General features: G+C 68.8%; 9 protein-coding genes. 2 read left to right on the forward strand and 7 right to left on the reverse strand.

The window, feature by feature from the left end:
• Positions 1-54: 54 nt before the first annotated feature.
• Positions 55-1,482: a sulfotransferase family protein gene (locus H570_RS17830; RefSeq protein WP_051176464.1), complete on the forward strand. Its 1,428-nt coding sequence runs from the start codon at positions 55-57 to the stop codon at positions 1,480-1,482.
• Between the two features lie 81 nt (positions 1,483-1,563).
• Here H570_RS17830 and H570_RS0114920 read toward each other — a convergent pair whose 3' ends face one another.
• Complete coding sequence (locus H570_RS0114920) at positions 1,564-4,422, reverse strand: TonB-dependent receptor (RefSeq protein WP_027081434.1); 2,859 nt, start codon at positions 4,420-4,422, stop codon at positions 1,564-1,566.
• A gap of 384 nt (positions 4,423-4,806) precedes the next feature.
• Here H570_RS0114920 and H570_RS0114925 point away from each other — a divergent pair, with 384 nt between their 5' ends.
• A complete protein-coding gene (locus tag H570_RS0114925) occupies positions 4,807-5,478 on the forward strand; it encodes an energy transducer TonB (protein WP_036136467.1) in 672 nt (223 codons plus the stop codon).
• Positions 5,479-5,542: 64 nt separating this feature from the next.
• Here the strand turns inward: H570_RS0114925 and rlmH are convergent, their stop codons facing one another.
• The 6 genes from rlmH to leuS all read right to left on the reverse strand — a co-directional run bounded on the left by rlmH (position 5,543) and on the right by leuS (position 11,806).
• A complete protein-coding gene (rlmH, locus tag H570_RS0114930) occupies positions 5,543-6,013 on the reverse strand; it encodes a 23S rRNA (pseudouridine(1915)-N(3))-methyltransferase RlmH (RefSeq protein ID WP_027081436.1) in 471 nt (156 codons plus the stop codon).
• A gap of 154 nt (positions 6,014-6,167) precedes the next feature.
• Positions 6,168-6,590 carry a ribosome silencing factor gene (gene rsfS / locus H570_RS0114935; protein WP_027081437.1) on the reverse strand — a complete coding sequence of 141 codons (423 nt, stop codon included), beginning with the start codon at positions 6,588-6,590 and terminating at the stop codon, positions 6,168-6,170.
• 33 nt (positions 6,591-6,623) lie between these two features.
• On the reverse strand, positions 6,624-7,307 hold the full coding sequence (gene nadD, locus H570_RS17835) for a nicotinate-nucleotide adenylyltransferase (RefSeq protein ID WP_051176465.1): 684 nt from the start codon (positions 7,305-7,307) through the stop codon (positions 6,624-6,626).
• Positions 7,308-7,311: 4 nt separating this feature from the next.
• Positions 7,312-8,340, reverse strand: coding sequence for a DNA polymerase III subunit delta (holA, locus tag H570_RS0114945; RefSeq protein WP_027081438.1), 1,029 nt, complete (start codon positions 8,338-8,340; stop codon positions 7,312-7,314).
• Between the two features lie 34 nt (positions 8,341-8,374).
• On the reverse strand, positions 8,375-8,992 hold the full coding sequence (locus H570_RS0114950; protein WP_245559623.1) for an LPS-assembly lipoprotein LptE: 618 nt from the start codon (positions 8,990-8,992) through the stop codon (positions 8,375-8,377).
• A gap of 54 nt (positions 8,993-9,046) precedes the next feature.
• Complete coding sequence (gene leuS / locus H570_RS0114955; RefSeq protein WP_027081440.1) at positions 9,047-11,806, reverse strand: leucine--tRNA ligase; 2,760 nt, start codon at positions 11,804-11,806, stop codon at positions 9,047-9,049.
• Between the last annotated feature and the right edge of the window lie 74 nt (positions 11,807-11,880).

Below are 11,880 nucleotides of genomic sequence, written 5' to 3' on the forward strand. Positions count from 1 at the left end.
GGCACTGCTGCTCCGGCTTCTCGAAGACCGGGGCCGCGGGACGGCGCCATCCTCGTGCGCCTGTCCTACCTCGAATCCCTCGCCGGCCACTACCGCGCCGCCCGCGACTACGCGCTGCGTGCCAACGCCACGCCTCCGCGCGACATGCGCGTGTCCATCGACCTTGTCAGTCGCCTGCGCACGTTCAATGAAGTGGCCGCGCTTCGTGGCCATCTCGAACGCTTGCCACCGCCGGACAGGCTCCCGATCCCGCTGCTGCTCGCAATCGCCGCGCAGCTGAGCTACCTCAACCAGCAGGATGACGCCCTGCAGCTCCTCGACGAAGCCAGGCGCGGCGACCCGGATTACCCGCCGATGCTGCTGGCGCGCGGCCAGGTACTGACATACCTCGGCAGGTTCGACGAAGCGGAACAGGACCTGCTGCGCTGCACCGCACTGGCACCCGAACTGGCCTCGGCATGGTGGGCACTGTCGCGGATTCGCCGGCAAACGCCCGGGGCCAACCACGTCGACGCGCTGCGCAAGCGCCTGGCGATGCCGCCGCGACGACCCGAGGAACCCGTCCTGCTGGCCTACGCCCTGCACAAAGAGCTGGACGACATCGGCGACCACGCCGCTGCCGCCGATGCGCTGGACCGGGCATGCCGGGCCAAGCGCGCACTAATCCGCTACTCGACCGACGAATCGACGGCACTTTTCGAGCGACTCCACGCGCTGCCGGCACCGCCTGCCCCCCCGCACCCGCCACGCGGAGACGAGCCAACGCCGATCTTCATCGTCGGCATGCACCGCTCCGGCACGACGCTGCTCGAGCAGCTGCTCGACGGCCATCCAGGCGTGCGCGGCCTTGGCGAGCTGTACGACTTCACCAGCTGCATGCGCTACGCCACCGACCACCACTGCCGCGGCGTGATCGATGCCACGCTCATCGAACGCAGCCACGGGGTGGATTTCGCCGCCGTGGGCCGCGCATATCTCGACGGCCTGGCCTGGCGGTTGCAGGGCGAACGGCATTTCACCGACAAGCTGCCCTCCAACTTCCTCAACCTCGACTTCATCTGCCGCGCCCTGCCGCAGGCGCGGATCCTGCACATGGTGCGCGATCCGGTGGAGACGTGCTTCTCGAACCTGCGCGAACTGTTTTCCGATGCCAATCCCTGGTCTTACGACCAGCGCGAACTTGCGGCCTACTTCCGCCAGTACCGGCACCTGATGGCGCACTGGCACGCCAGGTGGCCGGAGCGGATCCTCGACGTGGACTATGCCCGCCTGACCCGCGAACCGGAGGCGGTGATGCGCGAAGTCGCGACGTTCTGCGGCCTCGCCTTCGATCCCGCGATGCTCGAACACCAGTCACGATCGCGCGGCGTGGCCACCGCCAGCGCGGTGCAGGTGCGCGACCGGGTCATGGCGCGCGGGCAGCCCAAGTGGATGCCCTACCGCGAATACCTGCAGCCGCTGCTCGAAGCGCTGGAGGACTGAGCGGCCTGCGCGAGGAACGCGAAGCCTCCCGCCGAAGCGGGAGGCGTGTCATTCGAGTCCTTGTGCGGGCGGCGCCCCGGACTACTTGAACGTGTACTTCATGCCGATGGTGTAGTACCGGCCAAGCGCGCCGCTGAAGTCCAGCGGGTTGTAGTTGACGCCGCCGTAGGTCAGCGGATCCAGCGGCGCGATCCTGTCGGTCACGTTCGCCACGGAGCCGAAGATTTCCCAGGATTCGGTCGGCTTCCAGCTGCCCGACAGGTCGATCGTGTAGAACGACTTGAGTTCGCAGCCGCTCGGTGCCGGCGAACCGTCGGCGAACTGGCTTGCGCACGGCTGGCCCCGCCACGGCGTGTTGTCCATCGAACCGCGATAGTTCACCACCGTGCTGAGCTTGAACGCGTTGACGTCCCAGGTGGCACCGAAGTTGGCACGGTCCTTTGGCGTGCCGATGCAGTTGGTCACGTCGCAGTTGCCGTGCGTGCCCGCGTACTCACGCGATTCCGCGGCGGTGGCAAGCGAGCCGTCGGGGTTGAAGGTGGCGTCGAGGTCGCGCTTGAACGAGTTGATGCGCGTCCACTGCAGGTCCAGCGTCAGCTGCCCGGCATTGCCCAGGTCGAAGCGCTGCCGCGCGTCGAAGTCGAACCCCCGCACGGTGGTGGCATTGGCATTGATGTAGCCGGTGCTGACCGCCAGCAGGGTGCCGCTGTGCGGCAGCCCGGGCAGGTCGTTGTCGTTGCGCAGCACGTTGTCGCCGTTGGCCGCGATCACGCCTGCCGGATCGCCGCCCAGGATCTCGTCGGTGCGCTTGATCTCGAAGGCATCCAGGGTCAGCGACGTGCTCGGCGTGGGATCCAGCACCAGGCCGACCGTGTAGCTCTTGGCCTGCTCCGGCTTCAGGTCCGGGTTCGGCGAGGTGATGATCGCAACCGCCTGCGCCTGGCAGTCGGCCGGGGTGCCGCCCGGCGCGGGATTCACGCCGTCCGGGCAGCGGATCGGATCCTGCGCGTTGCTGAAGGCCGCCAGCCCGCCCTTGCCCGATTCCGCGGGGTTCGGCGCGCGGAAGCCTTCGGCATACGTCGCGCGCAAGGCGATCCAGTCCATCGGCTTCCACTTGAACCCGACTTTCGGCGTGGTCGATGTTTCGCCGCCCTCATAGCTGTCCACGCGCACGGCCGCGTTCAACTCCAGCGATTCGAGCACCGGCGCCTGCAGCTCGGCATAGGCGCTGGCGACCTGCTCCTTGCCGTCGTAGGCGGAGTAGCCCAGGCCGATGATGTCGCCGATGTCGGTGAAGGTCTGCGGGGTCAGCTCGACCGTCTGGCGCCGGTACTCCAGGCCAAGCGCCAGCCCGAGCGCACCGCCGCGCAGGTCCATCAGCGATCGCTGCGCACGCGCATCGATCATGTCGAGCTTGCTGCTCGCCCTGGCGCTGATGGTGGGCGAGATGTAGTCGTAAAGCGCCTGCGAGTTGAGGCCGGAGTTGGCGCCGATGCGCCAGTACCCCACCGGGCTGTCCGGATTGGTCAGCACGTCGGCCACCCGGCTGTAGCGCAGGAAGCCGGTACGCGTGTTGGTCAGGTCGGTCTGCGAATGCAGGTAGGCCACGTCGTAATCCCACTCGCCCAGCATGCCGTTCATGCCCAGGAGGAAGCGCATGAACGAACTCTCGTTGTGGTTGGTGCGCGGCCCGACGTCGAACGCCGAGTAGCGCAGGCGCACCGGCACGCCGTAGGGATTGTCGGGGTGGTCGGCGCCGAGCACGGTCGCGCCCGGCCCGCTGCTGGCATTGACCGGGCCGCCGGGATATCCCCACGACCCGGACACGCCGGAGGGCGTGTTGTTGAAGTCGTTGGTCTTCTTCGAATAGCTCAGCTCGGTATAGAACTCGGTCTCGTCGCTGATCGCGAAGGTGCCGCGCGAGAAGAAATTGATGTACTCCTCCTTCGGCGTGAGGTTCCGGAACAGCCCCGCGGCATCCCAGAGGCAGCCGCCGTTCGGGTCCTGCGGCGCCACGCTGGAGAACTGCGAGCAGCCCGGCAGCGAGACGTACTGCAACGTCACCGGATCGCGCACGGCGCCGTTGGGCGTGCTGCCGGAGTTGCCTGGGCCCTGGATGCCGGTGTCCGGATCGATCGCACCGGGCGTGATGTTGCCCTGCAGGAATCCGTTCGCGGTCGCGGCGCCGATGTCGTAACCCCACGGGCGGATGTCGCCGGTGCCGATCCACTTGCGATTGCGACGGTCGCTGACGTTGATCGCATCGGTCTTCGCGGCTTCGAGGCTGAAGAAGAAATTGAAACCGTCCTTCGCCAGGTCACCGGTGCCGGCGGTGATCGACGCCTTGCGCTGGTTGCCGTCGCTATCGCCCGAAGTGCCGTAGGAGCCCTTGATCACCGCGCCGGTGAAATCCTTGCGCAGGATGACGTTGACCACGCCCGCGATCGCATCGGAACCATAGATCGCCGAGGCCCCGTCCTTCAGCACGTCGATGCGTTCGACTGCTTCCAGCGGAATCGTGCTGAGGTCGGTGAACACCTTCTGGCCGTCGTCGGCGAGGCCGAACGGCGCCATCCGTCGCCCGTTGAGCAGGATCAGGGTCGAACCGGCACCCAGGCCGCGCAGCGAGACGCCCGCGCCGCCCGAGGCGAAACCGTTGCCAAAGGTCTTCGGGATGGAACCCGCGCCGTCGGACGTCAGTGTCTGCAGGTACTCGGCGACGGTGGTCTTGCCGGTGCGGTCGATTTCCTGGCGGGTGATGACCTGGACCGGAGACGCGGTCTCGGTATCGGTGCGCGGGATGTTGGATCCGGTGACCACGATCCGGTCGAGGGTCCTGGGCGCCTGTGCTTCCTGCGCCAGCACTGCAGGTGCAGCGCCGACAAGGGTGGTGGCAAGGAGCGCGCGCCTGACTGCCTGGCCAAGGGGTGCATGCAACATGGGTGACATCCTCCCGAGAAGGTTGGTCCCCTGTTTTTCGTGATGAAGCAGCCGCCGTGATACGCCGAATCGGACTGGAGTCAACGCTTCATTAACGTTTGGCGTTCCGCCAGCTAGATTCGGTACATCTTCCTGACTGCCTCTCGCCCGACCGCGGGGAATTCCGAGCCGACCGGCTCTCATGCTGAACACGCAAATGCCCCGGGCCAGACCATCTTCGGCGCGGTTTTCCACCTCCCGCCGGACCGGACGCTTGCCCTGCGGACATATCCGGCGCAACGTGTACCCGCAGTCGAGTCGGGCGCCAGGGGTGCCGGTTGGCTCAACCCCACGCCCGCCGTCCGCGCGTTAAGGATCGTGCAACGCAACCTGTGGAGGTGGGTCATGGTGCTGCAACACGCTCATCCGTTCTTCGCTGCTTCCCTTCCCCGGCTCGACTTCGCACGCATCGCAGCGGGCGCCGGGGCCATCGCGCTCAACGTCGTCGTGCTCCTGCTGCTGCTGATCCCGGCGGGCCTGCCGGATATCGCGCCGCAGGCCGCCCCCGGGATCATCGTCGTCCCCATCACCGAGAAGATTCCGCCACCGCCGGTGCCCGTCCCCATCGTCCAGCCAGCGCCGACGGTCGCACCGTCCACGCCGGCGCCGGTACGGCCTGACATCGTGCAACCGGTCGTGGAGCAGATCATCGTCGAGCAGGGTTCACTGCCGGCGGAACAGGCCGCGACGCCACCGGTGGAAACCGGCGTCGGCAGCATCGCGCCGTCCGCCGGCCCGATCGCCGGCATGCGTCTGGAGTACATCGACGCGCCCTCGCCCAGGTATCCGCGCGACGCGTTGATCGCAGGATTGCACGGCACGGTGATGCTGCAGGTGCTGGTCGACGTGGACGGTCGCCCGCTGCGGGTGGACATCCAGCGCAGCAGCGGGCATCGCGTGCTTGACGAAGCCGCGCGCAGGCAGGTGCTGCGGCACTGGCTGTTCCGGCCGGCGACCGCGGATGGCCACCCCGTGCAGGCCGTCGGCATCGTGCCGATCGCCTTCAACCTCGACTGAGCGGCACTGCGGCCGGCAGCGGGGTCCGCGCATGCGGGCCTCGCTGCATCCGCGCATCGCGCATCTACGCGCGGTGGTAGGGGTGGTTGGCCAGCAGCGCGCAGGCGCGATAGAGCTGTTCGGCCAGTACCAGCCGCACCAGCATGTGCGGCAGGGTCAGCGGCCCCAGCGACCATTGCTCGTCGGCGCGCGCGACCACGTCGCCGGCATGGCCTTCGGGGCCGCCGATGAGGAAGGCCAGGTCGCGGCCGAGGCCGCGCCAGTGTTCCATGCGCACGGCGAGCTGTTCGGAGGAATGCTGGCGGCCGCGTCCGTCCAGCACGACGACGTGGGCATTCTTCGGCAGCGCCGCGAGGACCCGCGCGCCTTCATCCTGGGTGGCGCGCGCGGCGTCGCGGTGCTTGCCGCGCAGGCCCGGCGCGATTTCCACCAGGTCCAGCGGCAGCCAGTGCGAGAGGCGCTTTTCGTACTCGACGTAGCCTTCGGCGACCCAGTGCGGGGCGCGTTCGCCGACGGCGACCAGCCTGGCTTTCATCGCTGCATGTCCCGTGGCTGCGGGTTCGGAACGCGTCGCGGCATGACGCCACCCGCAGGAGCGGCCTCAGCAGCGAGCTTTGCGGGGAATCTGCACGACAACCTCAAAAGCCCGCGGCTGAAGCCGCTCCTGCAAAAGCCGCGTGCGAGCAATCTCAACGACGCTCGTCGGCGTCGGTTTCGAGTTCTTGCCCGGCCGGCGGCTCGTCGCCGACCGTCCACAGGCGCTCGAGCGCGTAGAACTCGCGCACGCGCGGCAGCATCACGTGGACGACGACGTCGCCCAGGTCCACCAGCACCCATTCGGCCTCGCGCTCGCCTTCCACGCCCAGCGGTTGGCAGTCGAGCTTCTTGGCGAAGCGCACGACCTCGTCTGCGATCGCCTTGACGTGCCGGGTCGACGTGCCCGAAGCAATGACCATGTAGTCGCAGACGCTGGTCCTGCCGCGGACGTCGATCTCGACGACGTCGTTGGCCTTGAGTTCGGCAACCGCGTCCTTGACCGATTCGAGCAGGGCGTCGACGGATGGCGGCGGATTGGGGAGGCGGGTCTTGATGACTTGCGCGGTACTGGTCAAGTGGGCGTGGCTCTGGATGCGTGCGTCGGTCGATTATAGGGGAGGCCGCGCGGCTGGCCCGGAATCCCGGCTGCCGTTCAGGTACAAACGGTGGCGTTCGATGTAATCGGCAACGGCCGCGGGCACTTCGTCGCGCCAGGGGCGGCCGGCGGCGATGCGCTGGCGGATCGCGGTTGCCGATTCGCCGTGCAGCGCCTGGTGCAGCCGGAAGACGAGGCCGGCAGGCGTGTCCCGCAGCGCTTGCGGCGCGTGGCACCAGCGCCCGGCCAGCATGGCGGCCAGTTCCGGGCGCAAGTCGCGGTCCAGCGGGCTGCCCGGGCGCTCGGCGATGATGAAATGGGCCTGGTCGAAAAGCTCGCGCCAGCGGTGCCAGTCCGGCAGGCCGACGAAGCTGTCGGCGCCGACCAGCAGCGCGATCGGCGCGTCGGCACCGTGTTCGGCGCGCAGGTCATGCAGGGTGTCGATGCTGTAGCTGCGGCCCTCGCGGCGCAGCTCGCGCCGGTCGACGCACAGGCCATCTTCGCCGGCGACGGCCAGGTCGAGCATCTCCGCGCGCTGGGCGGCGGTTGCGCCGGGCGGGCTGCGATGCGGCGGGTCCGCCGCCGGCATCAGCCGGATCGCGGTGTCGAACACATCGCGCGCCGCACGGGCGATGGCGAGGTGGCCGTCGTGGACGGGATCGAAGGTGCCGCCGTAGTAGACGCGCAGGCCGGCCATCAGGTCAGGCCAGCAGCGGCCGTGCCTTGGCGTCGGCGACCACCAGCAGCAGCCGCTCGAGCACCTGCCAGGCATCGCCCTGCCCGCGCCCCTTGGCGATCCGGTCGACCCGGCCGGCTTCGGCGACGAAGCGCTCCCAGTGCGGCGCCGCGTGGCGCTGCAGCGCGCGGCGATAGGTTGCCTGCTTGGAATCCCAGACCCGCTGCGCCTTGAACTCCGCCGCCAGGTTGCCGTTGCGTGCCTGCACCCGCGCCAGCGCCGCGACGGTGAGCAATTCCTTGACCACCATGCCCATCAGCGCGTGGATCGCCTCGCCTTCGGCCTGCAGGCCGGCGAGCATCCGCGAGGCACGCGCGCCCTGCCCGTTCAACGCCGCATCGAGCATCCGGAACACATCGAAACGCGCCGCGTCGGCCACCAGCGACTCCATCCGCGCGGCATCGATCGGCTTGCCGTCGGCGAGCAGCACCAGCTTGTCGATCTCCTGCGCGGCGGCGAGCAGGTTGCCTTCGACGCGCTCGACCAGCCGCTGCACCGCGCCGCGATCGGCCTGCACGCCGCGCTTGCGCAGTCGCGCTTCCACCCATCCCGGCATCTGGTCGGGCCGGACCTGCCTGGCCACGGCCAGGCTGCCGGCGCGGGCGATGGCCTCGCTCCACTTGCCGCCGTGCTTGTTGCTCCACTCGCCGCCGGTGACCAGCAGCACGATGTCGCCGGGCGGCTGCAGGCAGTAGTCGACGATCAGTTCGCCGCCTTCCTTGCCCGGCCGCGCGGTGGGCAGGCGCAGCTCGATCAGCCGCTGGGCCGAGAACAGGCTGGGCGCGCGGAAGGTCATCGCCAGCGCATTCCAGTCGAAGTCGCGACCGTCGGCGTCGAAGACCTCGCGCTCGGCGTAGCCCTGCGTGCGGGCGTGGGCGCGGACGGCATCGGCGGCCTCGAGCACGAGCAGTGGCTCCGGGCCGGTGATCATGTAGATCGGGCGCAGCGGCTCCCCGGCAAGCCGCGAAACCAGGCTTTCCGGGGTCAGTTCCATGGTGAATCCATTGCTGGCGGCGGCGAGACGACGCTCAGGGCGTGGTCGCCTGCTCCGCGGCGGGAGGCTCCGCGGCGGGCTCTTCGGAAGGTGAAGCCTCGTCGGCAGGCGCCGGTGACGGTTCGTCCGGCATCCCGATCGGCACGGGCGCGCGCGAGGCGGCATCGATCCGGCGCAGGATCGAGGCGGTCATTTCCTTCTGCATCTCGCGGGCCAGCAGTTCGCGCTCGCCTTCGGTGCCGGTCGAGCGCGTCGGCACCGACACGTAGTCGCGCGACAGTTCCACCGTCTGCTGCGGCACCACGTTGGTGCCATCTGCCTTGTCGAGGCTGAAGATCACCGCGTAGCGCAGCGTGTACTCCTGTGCGCGGCCGAACTGGTCGATGCTGATCGGCGTCGAACCCCATTTCTCGAGGCGGATGCGCAGCGTGGCCACGTCGCCTTTCGCATCTTCAGGTGCCGGAGTGGCGCCGGCCTGCTCCAGCGCCACGGCGAGCGACTCGGCCAGCGGGCTGTACGGATCCTTGGCCACCACGCGCACCGGGCCCAGGTCGGGCGGCAGGGTCAGCGCGCTGCGCAGGTGGAAGCCGCAGGCGGCCAGGCCCACCACCAGGGCGAGCAGCGCGAACGTTCGGGTCATGCGTCGGGTCATGCGCGCAAGTCTGTACGACGGACCCGGACCCGGCAAGCAGGACGTCGGCACCGTTCAGGCAACAACGACGATATTCACGATCTTGCCGGGCACCACGATCACCTTGCGCACCTGGCCATCACCAATGAACTTCACGACGTGCGGCTCGGCCAGCGCCGCGGCCTCGATCGCGTCGCGCGGGGAGTCGGGCGCCACCTCGATGGTGCCGCGCAGCTTGCCGTTGACCTGCACCGCCAGTTTCACCATGTCGCGCACCAGCGCCGCCGGGTCGGCGCGCGGGAACGGCTGGTCCTCGAGCAGCGCCTCCGGATGCCCCAGCGCCTGCCACAGCGCATGGCACACGTGCGGCGTGACCGGGTTGAGCAGCAGCACCATCGACTGCAGCGCCTCGTGGCGCACCGCGCGGCCCTGGTCGGACATGTCGGTGAACTTCGCGACGTGGTTGAGCAGTTCCATCAGCGCCGCGATCGCGGTGTTGAAACTGTGTCGGCGGCCGTAGTCATCGCCGACCTTCTGGATGGTTTCGTGCAGCTGCCGGCGCAGCGCCTTCTGCCCGGCATCGAGCGCGGCACCGGCTTCGAGCAACTCGCGCACTTCCGGATGGTCCGGCTGCGCCACATGCTGCTGCACCTCGCGCCAGAAGCGGCGCAGGAACCGCGCCATGCCTTCCACGCCGGCCTCGTTCCACTCCAGCGACAGCGTCGGCGGCGAGGCGAACATCGAGAACAGGCGCACGGTGTCGGCGCCGTAGCGGTCGACCATCGCCTGCGGGTCGACGCCGTTGTTCTTCGACTTCGACATCTTCTCGATGCCGCCGGTCTTCACCGGCTTGCCGTCGGCCTTGAGCGTCGCGCCGGTGACGTGGCCGCGCTCGTCGCGCTGCACGTCCACGTCGGCGGGGTTGATCCACTCGCGGCGGCCGTCGCCGGACTCACGGTAGTAGGTTTCGGCCACCACCATGCCCTGAGTGAGCAGGTTCACCGCCGGCTCGTCGCTCTTCACCAGCCCTTCGTCGCGCAGCAGCTTGTGGAAGAAGCGGAAGTACAGCAGGTGCAGGATCGCGTGCTCGATGCCGCCGATGTACTGGTCGACCGGCAGCCAGTGGTCGGCGCGGGCGTCGACCATTTCCTTCGCGCCCGGCGACGTGTAGCGCGCGTAGTACCAGCTCGACTCCATGAAGGTATCGAAGGTATCGGTCTCGCGCTCGGCGGCGCCGCCGCACTGCGGGCACGTGGTCTTGCGCCACTGCGGGTCCGACTTGATCGGCGAATGCACCACCCCGGCCGTCGAGAAGGCGTCGGCGACGTCTTCGGGCAGCACCACCGGCAGCTGCTCCTCCGGCACCGGCACCGCGCCGCAGGTGCCGCAGTAGATCACCGGGATCGGGCAGCCCCAGTAGCGCTGGCGGCTCACGCCCCAGTCGCGCAGGCGGAAGTTGACCCGGCGCGCGCCGCGGCCGTCGGCCTCGAACCTCGCGGCCATGGCGTCGAACGACTGCTGGAAATCCATGCCGTCGAACTCGTCGGAGTTCACCAGCCAGCCGCGCTCGGTGTACGCCGATTCCTCGGCGATGCGCTGCTCGAACTCCTGCACCACCTGCACCGCCGCGCCGGTGTCGTAGACGTCGATCGCGCCGCTGCCGCCGAGCGCAGCCTGCATCGGGTCGCTGGGCTTGAGCGCATCGGCGCCGATCTCGCGCAGCGCGTCGCGCACCGGCGCCGGCACCACCACCATGCGGACCGGCAGGTCGTACTTCTTCGCGAATTCCCAGTCACGCTGGTCGTGCCCGGGCACCGCCATCACCGCGCCGGTGCCATAGCCCATCAGCACGAAGTTGGCGACCCAGACCGGGATCTCTTCGCCGCTGATCGGATGCACGGCGCGCAGGCCGGTATCGACGCCGCGCTTCTCCTGCGTCTCGAGCTCGGCTTCGGACGTGCCGCCCTGCCGCAGCGCCGAGATCCGCGCGGCCAGGTCCGGATCGGCAGCGCCGGCCTTGAGCGCGAGCGGATGTTCGGCGGCAATCGACACGAAGGTCACGCCCATCAGCGTGTCCGGGCGGGTGGTGAAGACCGTCAGCGGCACCTCCTCACCTTCGACGCGGAACTGGATTTCCAGGCCCTCGCTGCGGCCGATCCAGTTGCGCTGCATGGTCTTGACCGAATCCGGCCAGCCGTCGAGCGTGTCGAGGCCGTCGAGCAGCTCCTGCGCATAGTCGGTGATTCTCAGGAACCACTGCGGGATCTCGCGCTTCTCCACCAGCGCGCCGGTGCGCCAGCCGCGGCCGTCGATCACCTGTTCGTTGGCCAGCACGGTCTGGTCGACCGGGTCCCAGTTCACCACCGAGTTGCGGCGGTAGGCCAGGCCCTTCTTCAGCAGGTGCACGAACAGGCGCTGCTCGTGCACGTAGTAGTCCGGCGAACAGGTGGCGAACTCGCGCGACCAGTCGATCGCGTAGCCCATGGTCTTGAGCTGCGCGCGCATGTGCTCGATGTTGGCGTATGTCCACTTCGCCGGCGCGGTGGCGTTCTTGATCGCGGCGTTCTCGGCCGGCAGGCCGAAGGCGTCCCAGCCCATCGGCTGCAGCACGTTCTTGCCGGTCATCCGCTGGTAGCGGCTGATGACGTCGCCGATGGTGTAGTTGCGCACGTGGCCGACATGCAGCGCGCCGGACGGATACGGCAGCATCGACAGGCAGTAGAAGGTCGGCTTCGACGATTCCTCGGTCACTTCGAACGCGCGGGTGTCGTTCCAGTAACGCTGGGCGGCGGATTCGACGGTTCTGGGGTCGTAGCTGGCGGGGTCGGCGGACACGGCGGGCGCATTTCAGGGGCGGCCAGCAAGCCTACCGCAGTGCACAAATCGCCGCCATCGACCCGGAATATGAT

Origin of the sequence: Luteimonas mephitis DSM 12574 (assembly GCF_000422305.1) — a bacterium.
GTDB lineage: Bacteria > Pseudomonadota > Gammaproteobacteria > Xanthomonadales > Xanthomonadaceae > Luteimonas > Luteimonas mephitis.